The following is a 17647-nucleotide window of genomic DNA, read 5'->3' on the forward strand; positions in this document are numbered from 1 at the left end:
GGGCGCCGATCGCCGCCTCTCCGGCTTCCAGCTGCGCGAGTGCCGCGGCGCGCCCGGTGGCGGGCCGCGCGGTGGGCGTCGCGGTAGCTGTGCGCAGGGCGGCATCCAGCGCGGCGCCGGGCTGCACCCCGAGTTCGCGCTGGAACAATTCACGGCAGGCGGCGGCCTGGCGCGCCGCGCCGACCCCGTCACCCGAAGCCGCGAGGCTGCGCACCAGCAGGGCCTGGTAGTTTTCGTCGAGCGGGTTGTGCCGCACCAGCCGGCCGGCCAGTCCGGCGGCCTCGGCCATGGCGCCGGCGGCCATGCGGGCCAGGGCGGCCTCGCGCAGCACGGCCTCCGCGGCGGCCTGAAGATGGCGGCGCTCCGCGGCAAGCCAGACCTCGAAGGCCGGGCTGCCCGAAAAGTTCATGCCCTCCAGCAGCTCGCGGTCCAGGCCGGGCACGCACAGGGCTTGCGCCCAGCTTCCCGACAGCACGGCCCTGAGGTCGACATAACTGGCCGGCGTCAAAGGCAAGGCGATCAGTTCGCCGCGCAATTCCGCATGGCCGAGCAGGCGACGCAGCTCGCTGAGGTTCCAGCGCAGGGCGGCCAGCGGGTCTTCGGCGTCCTCGAACAGCAAGCCCGCCAGGTGTTTGCGGCTGACCGGCGCATCGCTGCGCACCAGGTAGGCCAGCAGGCCCCAGGCCTTGTGCCCGCGCGGCGCCGGCACGGGCTGGCCGCCGCGCTCCACGCGCGGCGGGCCCAGCAGGTGGACGGCAAGCCCCAGGGGTGGCGGCACGCTTGGGGTTTGCGCGTCCACCGGCGGGCCTCAGGCTTCGGCGGTGGTGGGGTCGATGACGCCGGTGACCCGCGCGACGGAGTCCGCCGGAAAGCCGCCCCTGCGCGCATGCTCCCTCACGAGTTCCTCGCTGGCCGCGTTGTAGATGCAATACATCTTGCCCCCCGTCAGGTAGCTCTTCACCCACTGCACGTCGGGGCCGAGTTCGCGCAGCACGCCGCACGATTTTTGGGAGACGGAGTGCAGTTCGGCGGGCTTGAGGGCGCCGAGTCCGGGGATGGCACGTTCGATCACGAATTTGGGCATAACAGGCTCCGTAAAAAGTTGAAGGAGACCCGAAGATAGGCAGTGTACGTGTGAGCCGGCGTGTGAGGAAATGGGTTCAGAGGGCATGCCGACCTAGCCCATTTGTGCCTTTTTGCTTACAAGTTGGGTGGGCCGGGGCGTGGCGTTCGTGGATAGCATCGGAGTGTCCGCAGTGCCCTGCCTGGCGGCGGCCTTTCCCAACAGCAGATTTCCAAAAAAAATGACGAACCTGATCTCCGCGCCGCGCAGCCTCCTTTTGGGCACCGCCCTTGTACTGGGCAACTTCTGCGTCCTGCAGCCAGCCCTGGCCGGCGGCAACACCGAGCCTCTCACCGACATTCTCTCGACGCCCGGCAGTGCGGGGCTGGGGCTGGTGACGCGCATCGAGCGCTCCCCCTACAAGGATGCGGGCACCCGCTACGACCTGCTGCCGCTTTACCTTTACGAGGGCGAGCGACTGTTCCTGCATGCCAACCGGGGCGGCGTGAAGCTGCTCAACGGCAGCGAGCGGCGGCTGGACCTTTTTGTGGAGCAGCGCCTGGAGGGCTTTCCCACCGAGCGCCTGCCGGCCAGCCTGGCCGGCATGTCGGCGCGTGACTCCGCCATCGACCTCGGCCTGGCCTACCGTTGGCGCCAGCCCTGGGGCACGCTGCAGGCCGAGCTGGTGCACGACATCGGCAACACCTACAAGGGCAATGAGTTCCGCCTCGGCTACACCTACGACTGGCGCTCCGGCCCCTGGATGCTGCGCCCCAGCCTGACGGTGGCGTTTCGCGACGCCAAGCTCAACAACTATTACTACGGCGTGCGGACCAGCGAGGCTACAGCGGGCCGTCCCGCCTATGAGCCCGGCGCGGGCGTGCAGACTTCGCTGGGCCTTTACGGCTCTTATGACGTCACGGAACGCTGGCGCCTGCTGGCCGGCGTATCGGCGACGTTTCTGGGAAACAAGGTCAAGGACAGCCCCATCGTGCAAAAAAGCGTGCTGCCCGCGGTCTATGTGGGCGCGGCCTACGACTTCGGCGGCCACAAGCGCGAGTGGGCCGAGGACGGCTCGCCCACTTACTTCAAGGTGCTGTACGGCAAGTCCACCGAGGACGGTTGCCACCTGGCCAAGATCATCACGGCGCAGTGCCTGTCGACGGCCAAGACCAACCCGACCAGCATCAGCGGCGTGCAGATCGGCAAGCCTTTCATCAACAACGTGAACGGCTGGCCGCTGGACTTCATCGGCTATGTGGGCCTGACCCACCACAACGACCGCGGCCTGCAGCCCAACGGACTGCAGCTCGACCTGTTCATGAAAGCCGTGTATTCAGGCTTCCCCTGGAGCGACCGCGTGAAGACCCGGCTGGGCCTGGGCGTGGGGGTGTCGATGGCGCAGCGCGCCCCTTACATCGAGTCCTCCAGCCTGGCGGCCAACGGCAAGCCGGCATCCCGCATGCTCAACTTCCTGGACCCGACCCTCGACGTGAGCCTGGGCGACCTGATCGGCTACCGGCCGCTCAAGGAAACCTACATCGGTTTCGGCGTTTCGCACCGCTCGGGGATTTTTGGCTCGTCGCGCCTGCTGGGCAACGTCAACGGCGGCTCCAACTACATCTACACCTACCTCGAAACGGCGCTGTGACGCGCCGCGCCGGTGTGAGGTGACACCGCGGGCTGGTTCTGCACATTGCTGGCGGTGATCACGCCGCCGCCCAGGCAGACCTCGCCCTGGTAGAGCACGGCCGACTGCCCCGGCGTCACCGCCCATTGCGCATCGCTAAACGCCAACTCACAGCCGGCTATGGAGGACTGGCGAAGTTCGCAAGGCGCGTCGGCTTGCCGGTAACGCGTCTTGGCGGCCATGGCGCCCGGCGCCGGTGCGCTGCCGGCCACCCAGCTGCAGTCCTGCGCCGTCAGCACCGTCGACTGCAGCCAGGGATGCTCATGGCCTTGCACCACCCACAGCGTGTTGGTTTCAAGGTCCTTGCGCGCCACGAACCAGGGCTCGTGCTCGCCCACGCCGCGCAGCCCGCGCGCCTGCGCGGCCTTCAAGTCGGCGCCTTTGGCCTTCACGCCGCCTATGCCCAGGCCCTGGCGCTGGCCCAGCGTGTAGAAGGACAGGCCCACTTGCTCGCCCAGCACGCGGCCCTTGTCGTTTTTGATGGGGCCGGGGGCCTTGGCGATGTAGCGGTTCAGGAAATCGCGGAAAGGCCGCTCGCCGATGAAGCAGATGCCGGTCGAGTCCTTCTTCTTCGCATTCGGCAGGCCGATCTCGTCGGCGATGCGGCGCACTTCGGTCTTGTGCAGCTCGCCGACCGGGAACAGCGTCTTCGAAAGCTGCGCCTGGTTCAGCCGGTGCAGGAAATAACTCTGGTCCTTGGCCGGGTCCAGGCCCTTGAGCAGTTCATGCAGGCCGGTGGCTTCGTTGCGGCGCACGCGCGCATAGTGCCCGGTGGCGATTTTTTCGGCGCCCAGGCGCATGGCATGGTCCAGGAAGGCCTTGAACTTGATCTCGGCGTTGCACAGGATGTCGGGATTGGGCGTGCGGCCGGCCTGGTATTCGCGCAGGAATTCGGCGAACACGCGGTCCTTGTAGTCGGCCGCGAAATTGACATGCTCGATCTCGATGCCGATCACGTCGGCCACGGCGGCGGCGTCGACAAAATCAATGTTGGACGAGCAGTATTCGCTGTCGTCGTCATCTTCCCAGTTCTTCATGAAGATGCCGATGACCTCGTGGCCCTGCTGTTTGAGCAGGTGCGCCGTCACCGCGGAGTCCACGCCTCCGCTCAAACCCACGACGATCCGCTGCGCGGACTTGCCTTTTTGACCCATGGGGCAATTATCCCCGCAGCCCCAAACACCGGGGGTTTGCGGGGATGATGGCGCGCCCGGGCGCTTTCGCTCGCTGGGGTGGCCGGCCACTGCCGCCGGAGACGGTGCTCGCCACGGGCAAGCCGCTGGGTTTGCTGAGCCGTTCGGACTATTGTCGATGGCTGCACCGCATCTTCGCAGACGTTTCCAGCACAATGGAATGCCCTTTCTTGCAGGAGCTGCCACTTTGCAACGACGTCAATTTCTTTCCCGCACCGGGCAGGCCGTCACGGCTGCCGGCATGGCCACCGGGCTGCCATGGCTTTCGTCACTGGCCCAAGCCGCGGGCCTCAAGCCCGTGGGCAAAGCCCAAGCCTTCGACTACGCGGTGCTCAAGGGCCAGGCGCGCGACTTGTCGGCCAAACCCTTCCAGCCCCGATCGACGGCCTTGCCGGCCGGTATTTCGGACTTGAATTGGGACCAGCACCAGGCCATCCGCTTTCGGGACGACCATGCCTTGTGGGGCGATGACAAGCTGCGCTTCGTGGCCAAGTTTTTCCACCTCGGCCTGTTCTTCAAGGCACCGGTGCGCATGCATGAAGTGAGCAACGGCCAGGCACAGGAACTGGCCTATGACCCGGCCATGTTTGATTACGGGAAAAGCGGCGTGCGGGGCGACAAGCTGCCCGCCGATCTCGGGTTTGCCGGCTTCCGGCTGAATTTCCACACCGACCCGGTGCGTGACGTGGCGGCCTTCCTCGGCGCAAGCTACTTTCGCGCGGTGGGCGGCGAATGGCAGTACGGCCAGTCGGCGCGGGGCCTGGCCATCGACACGGCGCAAACTTTCCCGGAAGAGTTTCCGGACTTCATCGGCTACTGGCTCGAAAAGCCGGACCCGAAAGCCGCTTCATTGACCGTCTACGCCCTGCTGGACTCGCCGAGTGTCAGCGGCGCCTACCGCTTTGTGATCACGCCGGGCGACACGCAGGTCATGGACCTGGACGTGGCGCTGTACCCGCGTAAAACCATAGCCCGCCTGGGCATCGCGCCGTGCACCAGCATGTTCCAGACCGGCGAAAACGACAGGCGCATGGGCTGGGACTGGCGCGGCGAAATCCACGACACCGACGGCCTGGCCATGCACAGCGGCTCGGGCGAATGGCTGTGGCGCCCATTGACCAACCCGGCGCAACTGCAATTCAACGCCTTCCAGGACGACAACCCGCGCGGTTTTGGCCTGATGCAGCGCGACCGCAACTTCGACCATTACCAGGACGACGGCGTGTTCTATGACAAACGCCCGAGCCTGTGGGTCGAGCCCAAAACGGGCTGGGGCGCGGGCTCGGTACAGCTGGTGGAAATCCCGACCGTGGACGAAACCTTTGACAACATCGTGGCCTTCTGGAACCCCAGCGACAAGCCGCAGGCAGGGCAGGAGTTGCTGTTTTCCTACCGGTTGCACTGGGGTGGCCAGCCGCCTGCCGCGCAAGGGCCGCTGGCGCGCTGTGTGGCCACGCGCACCGGCCTGGGCGGCGTGGTCGGGCAAAAGCGCACGGCCTATGCATGGCGTTTTGCCGTCGATTTTGCGGGCGGCGACTTTGGGTTACTGAGCGCCAAGGCCCAGGTCAAAGCCGTGATTACCGCCTCGCGCGGCACGATTGAATTGACGTCGGCCCGGCCGCTGGACGCCATCAAGGGCTGGCGCGCCATGTTCGACCTGCGCCCCGATGGCGACAGCACCGCACCCATCAACCTGCGCATGCATTTGCAGGTCGACGGCCAGTCATTGACTGAAACCTGGCTGTACCAATGGACGCCGCCGCCCGTGGCGCAGCGGATTCTTTACTGAGGACTGCCCTGGCTCAGCGGAACATGCACGCTGGGATCCGTGGTGACCAGGCCCAGCGGGTAGCGTTTGCCGGCCAGGTAGTCTTCCATGCAGGTCAGCAGCAAGGGGCTGCGGTGCATGGGGACGCTGGCCCGGATCTCGTCGGCCGTCAGCCAGACGGTGCGCACAATGCCTTCGTCCAGCGCCTGGCCGGGCACGTGCTCGCCGAGTTCGCCGCAGAACGCGAAGCGCAGGTAGGTGATGTCCAGCGGTTCGTCCTGCCCGGGCACGGCCCGCTCGAAGCGCGACAGGTAGACGCCGACGATGGCGGTGGGCTTGAAATGGAAGGCGGTCTCTTCCAGCGTCTCGCGGGCGCAGCCCTGCACCGGGCTTTCGCCCGGGTCCAGGTGGCCGGCGGGGTTGTTGAGCTTGAGGCCGTCCCGGGTTTCCTCTTCCACCAGCAGGAATTTGGGGACGCCGTCGATTATTTTTTCTATGACCGCAGCGACCGTGACGCTGGGCTTCCATCGATTGTTCATGGCCGTGATTATCCGTGGCGCGGGTGACAGTTTCTGTGGGTATTTTTTTGCTCCTTCCCCTACTGGGGGAAGGTTGGGATGGGGGCCGCCGGCGTTTGAAGTTGCGCCGACGGTGTTTTGAGGCCGTCGGCCCCTACCCCTGCCCTCCCCCAGCGGGGGAGGGAGCAAGAGTGCTTGCACCGAACCCGCGGGCAAAACTCTCGCGCAGATGCTCGACAAAATACTGCACGGCCTTGGGCACTTGGGCCGACCAGGGCCGCAAGGCATAGATGCGCTCGCCGAAGAAGCCTTGCACCTGCCAGTCGGGAAGCACATGAACCAGGGATGGGGGCTGGCCGGAGGGCGCGGGCACGCTGAAGTCCGGCAGCAGGCCTATGCCCAGGCCGGCCACCAGCGCCTCGCGCAGCACTTCGCTGTTGTTGGCCTTCAGGGTGCCGGTGATGTTGACACCGACCTGTTCGCGCGATTTGCGCTTTCCGCTGCGCACAAAGGTCCAGCTCGCGGTGTTGTGGCTGCCGAGGTAGAGCAGGCAGTCGTGCGCGGCGAGTTCCGAGGGCTGCGTGGGCACGCCGCGCCGCGCCAGGTAGTCGGGGCTGGCCAGCAGGATGGAGCGTGTCTCGCACAGCACCCAGGCCACGTGGGTTTCGGGCGGCGCATTGGTGTGGCGTATCGCCAGGTCGAAACCCTCGTTGGCCAGGTTCACGAAGCGGTCGGTCAGCTCGAGCTCGATGTGGATCTCGGGAAAGCGCCTGAGGAAGGCCGCCACGCAGGGCGCCAGGTGCTGCCGTCCCAGCGCCACCGGCGCGGTCACGCGGATCAGCCCGCGCGGTGTGCCGACCAGGTCTTTCACGGCCGAATAGCTTTCGCTGATGCGGTTGAAGGCCGGCTGCATGCCGTTGACCAGCTGCTGGCCGGCCTCGGTCAGGCCCACCGAACGTGTGGTACGCCGCACCAGCGTCACGCCGGCGGCGCGCTCCAGCTCGCTGATGCGCATGCTGGCCGAGGCCTTGGAGACGCCCAGGCGGCGCGCCGTCTCGGTAAAGCTGCGGGTGGCGGCCAGCACGGTCAGCAGGTGCAGGTCGGCCACGAGGGGGGAGAGTTGGTCGGAGGACATGGATGAGGCACCCCAGGTGCCTGATTGTTCAAAAATATGAACAATGTAATCACAAATGAGGGAGTTATCAATCCGGCCTTGCGAGCCTAGACTGCCATCAAGCCGACCTTTTCGACGCTTGCAACCCGCCGCCAGGCCACTCCCAGAGGATTCCCCATGTCTTTATCTCCCGCCGCCACCGCTCCCCAGGCCACCATAGGCCATTACCTCGACGGCCGTGTCGCCGCGCCGGCCTCGGGCCGCAGCCAGGAAGTCTTCAACCCCGCGACCGGCGCGGTGTCGGGCCACGTCGCGCTGGCCAGCACGGCCGAGGTCGATGCCGCCGTGGCGTCCGCGCAGGCGGCCTTCCCGGCCTGGGCCGACACGCCGCCGCTACGCCGCGCGCGCGTGCTGTTCAAGTTCCTGGAGCTGCTGAACCAGAACAAGGACAAGCTGGCCCACATGATCACCGCCGAGCACGGCAAGGTGTTTACCGACGCGCAAGGCGAAGTTTCGCGCGGYATCGACATCGTSGAATTCGCCTGCGGCATCCCGCAACTGCTCAAGGGCGACTTCACCGACCAGGTCAGCACCGGCATCGACAACTGGACGCTGCGCCAGCCCCTGGGCGTGGTGGCCGGCATCACGCCTTTCAACTTCCCGGTGATGGTGCCGATGTGGATGTTCCCGGTGGCAATTGCCGCCGGCAACTGCTTTGTGCTCAAGCCCAGCCCCATAGACCCCAGCCCCAGCCTCTTCATGGCCGATCTGCTCAAGCAGGCGGGCCTGCCCGACGGCGTCTTCAATGTGGTGCAGGGCGACAAGGAGGCGGTCGACGCGCTGCTGGTGCACCCCGACGTGAAGGCAGTGTCCTTCGTCGGCTCTACACCGATCGCCAACTACATCTATGAAACCGGCGCGCGCCACGGCAAGCGCGTGCAGGCCCTGGGCGGCGCGAAGAACCACATGGTGGTCATGCCCGACGCCGACCTTGAGCAGGCGGTGGACGCGCTGATWGGCGCGGGCTACGGTTCGGCCGGTGAGCGCTGCATGGCGATCTCGGTGGCCGTGCTGGTCGGCAATGTCGCCGACAAGCTGGTGCCCATGCTGGAAGCGCGCGCCAGGACCCTGGTGATCAAGAACGGCGTGGAACTCGACGCCGAGATGGGCCCCATCGTCACCTCGGCTGCGCACCAGCGCATCACGGGCTACATCGACACCGGCGTGAAAGAGGGCGCCAAGCTGCTGGTCGACGGGCGCGGCTTCACGGGCGCCCAGGCCGGCGCCGGCTGCGACAAGGGTTTCTGGATGGGCGGCACGCTGTTCGACCACGTCACGCCCGACATGCGCATCTACAAGGAAGAAATTTTCGGCCCGGTGCTGGGCTGCGTGCGCGTGAAAGACTTCGCCGAAGCGGTGAACCTCATCAACGCCCATGAGTTCGGCAACGGCGTGAGCTGCTTCACCCGCGACGGCCATGTGGCGCGCGAATTCAGCCGGCGCATCCAGGTCGGCATGGTCGGCATCAACGTGCCCATCCCGGTGCCCATGGCCTGGCACGGCTTCGGCGGCTGGAAAAAGAGCCTCTTCGGCGACATGCACGCCTACGGCGAAGAGGGCGTGCGCTTCTACACCAAGCAGAAGTCCATCATGCAGCGCTGGCCCGAAAGCATAGGCAAAGGCGCCGAGTTCGTGATGCCCACGGCCAAATAACACGGCGCACCGCCGGGCAGGACAGCCCCGTCAGCCGCATGGCGGTTGATGGGGCTTATTTTTGTGGTCGGCGCTGGAGCAGGCAAAAACTATAGACTGCCCTGACAAAAAATCGCAAAAATCTCATGTAAGCTTCATGACAGGTACAAACACACCCGCAGAAGACAGATCGCGCACAAGCCCGCCCGCGGGCTGATGTCCACCAAGCCCATACCAACGTACTGAGGAGAGACCCATGCTGATTGGGGTACCCGCCGAAATCACGGCCGGAGAAACACGCGTCGCCATCACGCCCGAAACGGCCAAAAAGCTCAAGGCCCAGGGGCATACCGTTCGGGTGCAGTCGGGCGCAGGCGTCGCCGCCAGCGTTCCCGACGAGGCCTACACGGCCGTCGGCGCGGAAATCACCGACGCGGCGGGCGCCTACGGCGCCGACATCGTGCTCAAGGTGCGTTGCCCGTTGGACAGCGAAATGGGGCTGGCCAAAGCCGGCGGCGTGCTGGTTGGCATGCTCAATCCTTTTGACGCCGCCGGCCTGCAGCGCCTGGCCGCGGGCAAGCTGACCTCCTTCGCACTCGAAGCCGCGCCGCGCACCAGCCGCGCGCAAAGCATGGATGTGCTGTCTTCCCAGGCCAACATCGCCGGCTACAAGGCCGTGATGATGGCGGCCGACCGCTACCAGCGCTTCTTCCCCATGCTGATGACGGCGGCCGGCACGGTCAAGGCCGCGCGCGTGGTGATCCTGGGTGTCGGCGTCGCCGGCCTGCAGGCCATCGCCACGGCCAAGCGCCTGGGTGCGGTGATTGAAGCCAGCGACGTGCGCCCCAGCGTGAAAGAACAGGTCGAATCGCTGGGCGGCAAGTTCATCGACGTGCCCTATGAAACCGATGAAGAGCGCGAAGCCGCCGTCGGCGTGGGCGGTTATGCCAAGCCCATGCCGCCCAGCTGGTTGGAACGGCAAAAGGCCGAAGTCGCCAAGCGCGTCGCGCAGGCCGACGTCGTTATCACTACGGCTTTGATCCCAGGCCGCGCGGCCCCGGTGCTGGTCACCGAGGACATGGTCAAGTCCATGAAGCCCGGCAGCGTGATCGTCGACCTGGCCGCGCCCCAGGGCGGCAACTGCCCGCTCACCGAAGCCGGCAAGACCGTGGTCAAGCACGGCGTGACCTTGATCGGTGAAACCAATGTGCCGGCGCTGGTCGCGGCCGATGCCAGTGCGCTTTACGCGCGCAACCTGCTCGACTTCCTCAAGCTCATCATCACCAAAGAGGGTGAACTGAAGATCGACCTTGAAGATGACATTGTTGCCGCCTGCCTGATGACGCAAGGTGGCGAAGTCAAACGCAAATAGCCGCCTCGAACCCACCAGCCCCCCGGACCCATCGTAATAAGGCCGGCCCCAAGGCCGGCGCAGCTCTCACGGAGAAGACCATGGATGCAGTGTCACCCACCATCATCAACCTGATTATTTTTGTACTGGCCATCTATGTGGGCTACCACGTGGTGTGGACCGTCACGCCGGCCCTGCACACGCCGCTGATGGCGGTGACCAACGCGATTTCGGCCATCGTGATCGTGGGCGCCATGCTGGCCGCCGCGCTGACCGAAACGCCGCTGGGCAAGACCATGGGCGTGCTGGCCGTGGCGCTGGCGGCCGTCAACATCTTCGGCGGCTTCCTGGTGACGCGCCGGATGCTCGAGATGTTCCGCAAGAAAGAAAAGAAGGCCGCCGCGCCCGCTGAAGGAGCCGCTAAATGAGCATGAACCTCGTCACGCTGCTGTACCTGGTAGCCTCCGTTTGTTTCATTCAGGCGCTCAAGGGCCTGTCGCACCCCACCAGCTCGATACGCGGCAATCTGTTCGGCATGGTCGGCATGGCCATTGCCATGCTGACGACGGCCGCGCTGATCGTCGAAATCTCGGGCGGCAAGGCCCTGGGCATGGGTTACGTTCTGTTGGGCTTGGTGGTCGGCGGGGGCTATGGCGCCTGGCGCGCCAAGACGGTCGAAATGACCMAGATGCCCGAGCTGGTGGCCTTCTTCCACAGCATGATCGGTTTGGCCGCGGTCTTTATCGCCGTGGCCGCCGTGGCCGAGCCCTACGCTTTCGGCATCGCAGCCAAAGGCAACCCCATCCCCACCGGCAACCGGCTCGAGTTGTTCCTCGGCGCGGCCATTGGCGCCATCACCTTCAGCGGCTCGGTGATCGCTTTCGGCAAACTGTCGGGCACCTACAAGTTCCGCCTGTTCCAGGGCGCGCCGGTGCAGTTCGCCGGCCAGCACAAGCTGAACCTGGTCCTGGGTCTGCTGACCATAGGCCTCGGGCTGGTGTTCATGTTCACCGGCAGCTGGCCAGCCTTTTTCGCGATGCTGGCGCTGAGCTTCGTGATGGGCGTGCTGATCATCATCCCGATCGGCGGCGCCGACATGCCGGTGGTGGTGTCCATGCTCAACAGCTATTCGGGCTGGGCGGCGGCCGGCATCGGTTTTTCGCTCAACAACTCCATGCTGATCATCGCCGGCTCGCTGGTCGGCTCATCGGGCGCCATCCTCTCGTACATCATGTGCAAGGCGATGAACCGCTCCTTCTTCAACGTGATCCTGGGCGGCTTCGGCGGTGAGCCCGGCGCGGCCGCCGCGGGCGCCAAAGAGCAGCGCCCCGTCAAGTCGGGTTCCGCCGATGACGCCGCCTTCATCCTGGGCAATGCCGAAACCGTGATCATCGTGCCCGGCTACGGCCTGGCGGTGGCGCGCGCGCAGCACTCGGTCAAAGAGCTGGCGCAAAAGCTCATCGAGAAGGGCGTCAACGTCAAGTACGCCATCCACCCGGTGGCCGGCCGCATGCCGGGCCACATGAACGTGCTGCTGGCCGAGGCCGAAGTGCCTTACGACCAGGTGTATGAAATGGAAGACATCAACGCCGAGTTCGGCCAGGCCGACGTCGCCATCATCCTGGGCGCCAACGACGTGGTGAACCCCGCGGCTCACGTCAAGGGCAGCGCCATCTACGGCATGCCCATCCTGGAGGCCTACAAGGCCAAGACGGTCATCGTCAACAAGCGCTCCATGGCGGCCGGCTACGCGGGCCTGGACAACGAGCTCTTCTACATGGACAAAACCATGATGGTCTTCGGCGACGCCAAAAAGGTCATTGAAGACATGGGCAAGGCCATCGAGTAAGCAATAAGCGCCGGCCGACGGGTTTTCCCGCGGCCCCGCGCCGCTCCCTCTGATTTAGAGGAGCTTCCCTTCTGATTTCCCGGCTTTCCTAGGGAAAACGCAATAGCCACGAAGAGGGCGTGCCGTGAGAATCCATGGCTGTAAGCAAAACGTAATGGAGAAGACAAACATGAATGCAGCGACCATTGACCGCCCTTGGCTCAAGGCTTACCCGCCGGGCGTTCCCACCGACATCGACGCGTCGCAGTACCCGTCGCTGGTGGCCTTGATGGAGGAAAGCTTCAAGAAGTACGGCAGCCGCGTCGCTTACAGCTTCATGGGCAAGGACGTCACCTTCGCCCAGACCGACAGCCTCTCGCTGGCTTTCGGCGCCTACCTGCAAAGCCTCGGCCTTGCCAAAGGCGACCGCGTCGCCATCATGATGCCCAACGTGCCGCAGTACCCGGTGGCCGTGGCCGCCATCCTGCGCGCCGGCTACGTGGTGGTCAACGTCAATCCGCTGTACACGCCGCGCGAGCTCGAGCACCAGCTCAAGGATTCAGGCTCCAAGGCCATCGTCATCATCGAGAACTTCGCCAACACGCTGGAGCAATGCATCGCCGCCACGCCGGTCAAGCACGTGGTGCTGTGCGCCATGGGCGACCAGCTCGGCATGCTCAAGGGCGCGCTGGTCAACTACGTGGTGCGCAACGTCAAGAAGATGGTGCCGGCCTTCAACCTGCCCGGCGCCGTGCGCTTCAACGACGCCGTGGCCCAGGGCACGCGCGCGACGCTCAAGCGCCCCAACATCAAGCCCGACGACGTGGCCGTGCTGCAGTACACCGGCGGCACCACCGGCGTGTCCAAGGGCGCGGTGCTGCTGCACCGCAACGTGATCGCCAACGTGCTGCAGTCCGAGGCCTGGAACGGCCCGGCCATGGCCAGCATGCAGGCCGGCCAGCAGCCCACTTACGTCTGCGCGCTGCCCCTGTACCATATTTTCGCGTTCACCGTGAACATGATGCTGGGCATGCGCACCGGCGGCAAAAACATCCTGATTCCCAACCCGCGCGACCTGCCCGCCGTGCTCAAGGAACTCTCCAAGCACAAGGTCAACAGCTTCCCGGCGGTCAACACGCTGTTCAACGGCCTGGCCAACCACCCCGACTTCAACACCGTGGACTGGTCGCACCTGAAGGTGTCGCTGGGCGGCGGCATGGCCGTGCAAAGCGCGGTGGCCAAGCTGTGGCTTGAAAAAACCGGCTGCCCGGTCTGCGAGGGCTACGGCCTGTCCGAGACCTCGCCCTCGGCCAGCTGCAACCCGACCAACAGCAAGGCCTTCACCGGCACCATCGGTGTGCCGATTCCCGGCACTTACTTCAAGCTGCTCGACGACGATGGCAATGAAGTGCCGCAAGGCCAGCCCGGCGAGATCGCCATCAAGGGCCCGCAGGTCATGGCCGGCTACTGGCAGCGCCCCGACGAGACCGCCAAGGTCATGACGCCCGACGGCTACTTCAAGTCCGGCGACATCGGCGTGCTCGATGAAAACGGCTTCTTCAGGATCGTCGACCGCAAGAAGGACATGATCCTGGTGAGCGGCTTCAATGTCTACCCGAACGAGATCGAGGACGTGGTCGCCAAGCTTGACGGCGTGATGGAATGCGCCTGCGTGGGCGTGGCCGACGAAAAATCCGGCGAAGCCGTGAAGCTGGTGATCGTCAAGAAGAACCCGGCCCTCACCGAAGCCCAGGTGCGCGAATACTGCAAGGCCAACCTGACCGGCTACAAGCAGCCCAAGGTGGTGGAGTTCCGCACCGACCTGCCCAAGACACCGGTCGGCAAGATTCTGCGCCGCGAGCTGCGGGACAAAAAATAAGCTGCCGGCGAACAAGTTTTTAGAGCCTGCAAAGGTTTTCTAAGGGCGGCGCGAGTCGCCCTTTTTTGCGTCTGTGCTTTGTAGGCACAATCCTGCCATGCCGATTTCCCAGACCGCCTCAAGCCCCCCACCCCCCATTGCCATCCTCAGTGCCCTGTTGCAGGAGCAGCAAGGCCTCATGGAACTGCTGCACCAGCCGCGCAAGGTGACGCACGCCGGCCGCGACTTCTGGCTCGGCGACCTGCATGGCCGGCCCGTGGTGCTGGCCTTGTCGAGAATCGGCAAGGTGGCGGCCGCCACCACGGCGACCGCGCTGATCGAACGCTTTGGCGTGCGTCGCATGGTGTTCACCGGCGTGGCCGGCGGCCTCGGTACGGGAGTGAATGTCGGCGATGTCGTGGTGGCCAGCGATTTTGTGCAGCACGACCTCGATGCCTCGCCGCTGTTTCCGCGTTATGAGGTGCCGCTGTACGGCCGCAGCCGCTTCGAGGGCGACGCGGCGCTCACGGCGCTGCTGTTCAATGCGGCCTCGGCGGCGCTGGGTGGCGGCGGTGATGGCGGCGCAAGCGGGGCCTTTCCGGGCGCGCGCGTTCACAAGGGGTTGATCGCCAGCGGCGACCGTTTTGTCTCAGGCGCCGGCGAGTCGCGCAGCCTGCATGCCGCGCTCACGGGCGCCGGCCACGAGGCGCTTGCGGTCGAGATGGAAGGCGCTGCCGTGGCCCAGGTCTGCCACGACTACGGCGTGCCCTTTGCCGCAGTGCGCACCATCTCGGATCGCGCGGACGACAGCGCGCATGTGGACTTCCCGCGTTTTGTCGAGGAAGTGGCCAGCCGCTATGCACACGCCATCATGGAGCGCCTGCTGGTGTCGCTGGAGCGGTAAGCGCAGCGGGATCACCCCGCGCCGTGGCACTTCTTGTATTTTTTCCCGCTGCCGCAGTGGCAAAGGTCGTTGCGCCCCGGCGTGGCCTCAACCCGCACCGTCTCCACCTTGGGCCCCAGGGTCTTCCACAACTCGCGCAGGTCGTACACCGCCCAGATGGCTTCGCCGAAGGCATTGAGCCGGGCAATGCTGGTGCTGGGCGCGCCGTCTTCGCTCAGGGGTGAAACCTCGGGCGCGGCCGTGTCGTCCTCGGTCATGGCGACCACGGCCTGCAGCGCGCCGTCCAGCCACTTGGCGGCGTCCTTGTCGCGCGGGGCCATCCATTCGTCGGGCCAGCTCTCGACCGCGAACATAAAGCCAAGCGCCCAGACCTGGGCAAAGGCCGGCAGGTCTTCGCCCTTGAAGGCGGCGCGCTCTTCGGGCGCCATCTCAGCCACGGCGCCGCGTATGTCCATCACCTCGGGGTGGTAGCAGTTGTCGTCTTCCAGCGAATCGACTTCGGCATCGAGCGCCGTTTCGACTTCGTGCCAGCGCCGGTTCCACAGCGTGAGGAAGCGCCCACCTTGTTCGGCGCTCGCGAAGGAGCCGCCTTCCGGGTCCGGCGCCTCGCCTTCGGCGGGCACGGCCAGCAGCACAGGCAGGTATTCGGCGGCGGCGATGGGGCGCCGCGAGCAAACCACGGCGGCCATGAAGCCCTCGCAGAATTCCCACTGCGGCGTCTCGTCGTAGCGGGTGCGCAAGTCGTCGAGGATGGCGTCGAGTTCGTCAAAGTCCTCGGCTTCAAGGAAAGCCGGCTCCGCCGAGGGCACTGGGGAAGAAGTGGTTTTAGGGGTGGGCTTCATGAAAAACAGTCCTGAGCCTCACGCGAGGCTCTTATGATGCAAAGTGTATCTGCCGCATCGCGGTTATTTTGCCCCTCTCCCCACGGAAGCACCACCATGTTCCTCCAGCGTCTGGATGCCCGGTTCCCGGTCCGTTACACCTTTATGGTCCTGTGCGGGCTTGCCGCGCTTCTGGGGCTGCTCGGCCTGATGATTTTTGGCGTGGGGAAGCTGGCCCTGGTATCCCTGGTGGGCGGCACGGTGCTGGTGTGCGTGGGTGTGCGCGACCTGCGGCAGACCCGGCATGCGGTGCTGCGCAACTACCCTGTCATAGGCCACATGCGCTTCCTGTTCGAGTTCATCCGGCCCGAGATGCGCCAGTACTTCATCGAAAGCGACAGCGAAGCCACGCCTTTTTCGCGTGCCCAGCGTTCGCTGGTCTACCAGCGCTCCAAGGGCGAGCCCGACAACCGGCCCTTCGGCACGCAGCTCGACGTGGGCGCGCAAGGCTATGAATGGGTCAACCATTCGATGTCGCCGACCAAGCTGGCCTCGCACGACTTCCGCGTCTGGATAGGCGGCTCGCCCGACCATCCCTCGCCTTCGGTCGAGCCCTGCACCCAGCCCTACCATGCCAGTGTCTTCAACATCTCGGCCCTGAGCTTCGGCTCGCTTTCGGCCAATGCCATCATGGCGCTCAACAAGGGCGCCAAGCTCGGCGGCTTCGCGCATGACACGGGCGAGGGATCCATCTCGCAGCACCACCGGCTGCACGGCGGCGACCTGATCTGGGAAATCGGCTCGGGCTATTTCGGCTGCCGCAACGAGGACGGCAGCTTCAGCGAGGAGCGCTTCGCCGCCAATGCGCGCGACCCGCAGGTCAAGCTGATCGAACTCAAGATGAGCCAGGGTGCCAAGCCCGGCCACGGCGGCATCCTGCCCGGCCCCAAAGTCACCGCTGAAATCTCGGCGGCGCGCGGCGTGCCGCAAGGCAAGGACTGCATCTCGCCCTCCAGCCACAGCGCGTTCTCCACGCCGGTCGAGATGATGCATTTCATCGCCAGGCTGCGAAAGCTCTCGGGCGGCAAGCCCACCGGCTTCAAGTTCTGCATAGGCCACCCGTGGGAATGGTTCGCCATCGTCAAGGCCATGCTGGAGACCGGCATCACGCCCGACTTCATCGTGGTGGACGGCGCCGAGGGCGGCACCGGCGCCGCGCCCGTCGAGTTCACCGACCACGTGGGCGCGCCGCTGCAGGAGGGCCTGCTGCTGGTGCACAACACGCTGATCGGCGTGAACCTGCGCAGCCGCGTCTCCATAGGCGCGGCCGGCAAGGTGGTCAGCGCCTTCGATATGGTGCGGCTCATGGCGCTGGGCGCCGACTGGTGCAACGCCGGGCGCGGTTTCATGATGGCGCTGGGCTGCATCCAGGCGCAAAGCTGCCACACCGGCAAATGCCCGACCGGCGTGACCACGCAGGACCCGGTGCGCCAGCAGGCGCTGGTGGTGCCCGACAAGGCCGAGCGTGTGCGCAATTTCCATCGCAGCACACTGCACGCGCTGCAGGAGCTGGTGCAGGCTGCGGGCCTGTGCCACCCGCGCGAGGTCAACGCCCACCACATCGTGCGGCGCCTGACCGACACCGAGGTGCGGCTGCTCAGCAACCTCATCATGCAGGTGGAGCCCGGCGCGCTGCTGGGCTCACTGGAAAAACAGAACACCGTGTTCAGCTACTACTGGCCGCTGGCCAGCGCGCACAGCTTTCGCGCCAATGGCGCCGCCATGCAGGCGCCGGCCGGGCCCGATGGTGCCCTGGCGTCAGGCGCCGCCGTCGCGGCGGCCTGAAT

Annotated in this window: 15 protein-coding genes; 9 read left to right on the forward strand and 6 right to left on the reverse strand. The window is 65.7% G+C overall.

Annotated features, from left to right (window positions below; genetic code table 11):
* Positions 1-799: AfsR/SARP family transcriptional regulator (locus AC1D1Y_RS18175; RefSeq protein ID WP_477683550.1), on the reverse strand; the 799-nt coding region annotated here is incomplete at its 3' end.
* A gap of 9 nt (positions 800-808) precedes the next feature.
* A complete protein-coding gene (locus AC1D1Y_RS18180) occupies positions 809-1084 on the reverse strand; it encodes a DUF4242 domain-containing protein (RefSeq protein ID WP_477683551.1) in 276 nt (91 codons plus the stop codon).
* Between the two features lie 220 nt (positions 1085-1304).
* Between AC1D1Y_RS18180 and AC1D1Y_RS18185 the strand changes: the two genes are divergently transcribed.
* Positions 1305-2714, forward strand: coding sequence for a MipA/OmpV family protein (locus tag AC1D1Y_RS18185; protein WP_477683552.1), 1410 nt, complete (start codon positions 1305-1307; stop codon positions 2712-2714).
* On the opposite strand, the gene mnmA is transcribed toward AC1D1Y_RS18185, so the two are convergent.
* Complete coding sequence (gene mnmA / locus AC1D1Y_RS18190) at positions 2693-3907, reverse strand: tRNA 2-thiouridine(34) synthase MnmA (RefSeq protein ID WP_477683553.1); 1215 nt, start codon at positions 3905-3907, stop codon at positions 2693-2695. The genes AC1D1Y_RS18185 and mnmA overlap by 22 nt on opposite strands.
* A 226-nt stretch (positions 3908-4133) precedes the next feature.
* On the opposite strand from mnmA, the gene AC1D1Y_RS18195 reads away from it, so the two are divergent.
* Positions 4134-5735 carry an OpgD/OpgG family glucan biosynthesis protein gene (locus AC1D1Y_RS18195; RefSeq protein WP_477683554.1) on the forward strand — a complete coding sequence of 534 codons (1602 nt, stop codon included), beginning with the start codon at positions 4134-4136 and terminating at the stop codon, positions 5733-5735.
* Here AC1D1Y_RS18195 and AC1D1Y_RS18200 read toward each other — a convergent pair.
* Together AC1D1Y_RS18200 and AC1D1Y_RS18205 are read right to left on the reverse strand one after the other, a co-directional pair.
* Positions 5729-6253: an NUDIX hydrolase gene (locus AC1D1Y_RS18200; RefSeq protein WP_477683555.1), complete on the reverse strand. Its 525-nt coding sequence runs from the start codon at positions 6251-6253 to the stop codon at positions 5729-5731. The two genes, AC1D1Y_RS18195 and AC1D1Y_RS18200, sit on opposite strands and share 7 nt — an antisense overlap.
* Positions 6254-6386: 133 nt before the next feature.
* On the reverse strand, positions 6387-7367 hold the full coding sequence (locus tag AC1D1Y_RS18205) for a LysR family transcriptional regulator (RefSeq protein WP_477683556.1): 981 nt from the start codon (positions 7365-7367) through the stop codon (positions 6387-6389).
* A gap of 156 nt (positions 7368-7523) precedes the next feature.
* On the opposite strand from AC1D1Y_RS18205, the gene AC1D1Y_RS18210 reads away from it, so the two are divergent.
* From AC1D1Y_RS18210 to AC1D1Y_RS18235, 6 genes are all read left to right on the forward strand, one after another.
* Entirely contained in the window at positions 7524-9059 is a 1536-nt protein-coding gene (locus AC1D1Y_RS18210; RefSeq protein WP_477683557.1) for a CoA-acylating methylmalonate-semialdehyde dehydrogenase, read from the forward strand.
* Between the two features lie 235 nt (positions 9060-9294).
* Positions 9295-10410, forward strand: coding sequence for a Re/Si-specific NAD(P)(+) transhydrogenase subunit alpha (locus AC1D1Y_RS18215; protein ID WP_477683558.1), 1116 nt, complete (start codon positions 9295-9297; stop codon positions 10408-10410).
* 80 nt (positions 10411-10490) lie between these two features.
* Positions 10491-10817, forward strand: coding sequence for an NAD(P) transhydrogenase subunit alpha part 2 (locus tag AC1D1Y_RS18220; RefSeq protein ID WP_477674908.1), 327 nt, complete (start codon positions 10491-10493; stop codon positions 10815-10817).
* The gene (locus AC1D1Y_RS18225; protein WP_477683559.1) at positions 10814-12238 is read left to right on the forward strand and encodes an NAD(P)(+) transhydrogenase (Re/Si-specific) subunit beta; all 1425 of its coding nucleotides are present in this window, start codon (positions 10814-10816) and stop codon (positions 12236-12238) included. The genes AC1D1Y_RS18220 and AC1D1Y_RS18225 overlap by 4 nt, the downstream gene beginning before the upstream one ends.
* A gap of 169 nt (positions 12239-12407) precedes the next feature.
* On the forward strand, positions 12408-14096 hold the full coding sequence (locus AC1D1Y_RS18230; protein ID WP_477683560.1) for a long-chain-fatty-acid--CoA ligase: 1689 nt from the start codon (positions 12408-12410) through the stop codon (positions 14094-14096).
* A 97-nt stretch (positions 14097-14193) separates the two neighbouring features.
* Complete coding sequence (locus AC1D1Y_RS18235; protein WP_477683561.1) at positions 14194-14979, forward strand: 5'-methylthioadenosine/adenosylhomocysteine nucleosidase; 786 nt, start codon at positions 14194-14196, stop codon at positions 14977-14979.
* 11 nt (positions 14980-14990) lie between these two features.
* Here AC1D1Y_RS18235 and AC1D1Y_RS18240 read toward each other — a convergent pair whose 3' ends face one another.
* Entirely contained in the window at positions 14991-15821 is an 831-nt protein-coding gene (locus AC1D1Y_RS18240; RefSeq protein ID WP_477674912.1) for a YecA/YgfB family protein, read from the reverse strand.
* A gap of 96 nt (positions 15822-15917) precedes the next feature.
* Between AC1D1Y_RS18240 and AC1D1Y_RS18245 the strand changes: the two genes are divergently transcribed.
* A complete protein-coding gene (locus AC1D1Y_RS18245) occupies positions 15918-17645 on the forward strand; it encodes an FMN-binding glutamate synthase family protein (protein ID WP_477683562.1) in 1728 nt (575 codons plus the stop codon).
* Positions 17646-17647: the final 2 nt, after the last annotated feature.

The sequence above is a fragment of the Polaromonas sp. P1_G1 genome (assembly GCF_056405595.1).

Bases quoted from the DNA above. Each gene is read 5' to 3' on its own strand.
- AC1D1Y_RS18180 (WP_477683551.1), bottom strand. From the start codon at position 1,084: ATGCCCAAATTCGTGATCGAACGTGCCATCCCCGGACTCGGCGCCCTC.
- AC1D1Y_RS18185 (WP_477683552.1), top strand. From the start codon at position 1,305: ATGACGAACCTGATCTCCGCGCCGCGCAGCCTCCTTTTGGGCACCGCC.
- mnmA (WP_477683553.1), bottom strand. From the start codon at position 3,907: ATGGGTCAAAAAGGCAAGTCCGCGCAGCGGATCGTCGTGGGTTTGAGC.
- AC1D1Y_RS18200 (WP_477683555.1), bottom strand. From the start codon at position 6,253: ATGAACAATCGATGGAAGCCCAGCGTCACGGTCGCTGCGGTCATAGAA.
- AC1D1Y_RS18205 (WP_477683556.1), bottom strand. From the start codon at position 7,367: ATGTCCTCCGACCAACTCTCCCCCCTCGTGGCCGACCTGCACCTGCTG.
- AC1D1Y_RS18215 (WP_477683558.1), top strand. From the start codon at position 9,295: ATGCTGATTGGGGTACCCGCCGAAATCACGGCCGGAGAAACACGCGTC.
- AC1D1Y_RS18220 (WP_477674908.1), top strand. From the start codon at position 10,491: ATGGATGCAGTGTCACCCACCATCATCAACCTGATTATTTTTGTACTG.
- AC1D1Y_RS18230 (WP_477683560.1), top strand. From the start codon at position 12,408: ATGAATGCAGCGACCATTGACCGCCCTTGGCTCAAGGCTTACCCGCCG.
- AC1D1Y_RS18235 (WP_477683561.1), top strand. From the start codon at position 14,194: ATGCCGATTTCCCAGACCGCCTCAAGCCCCCCACCCCCCATTGCCATC.
- AC1D1Y_RS18240 (WP_477674912.1), bottom strand. From the start codon at position 15,821: ATGAAGCCCACCCCTAAAACCACTTCTTCCCCAGTGCCCTCGGCGGAG.
- AC1D1Y_RS18245 (WP_477683562.1), top strand. From the start codon at position 15,918: ATGTTCCTCCAGCGTCTGGATGCCCGGTTCCCGGTCCGTTACACCTTT.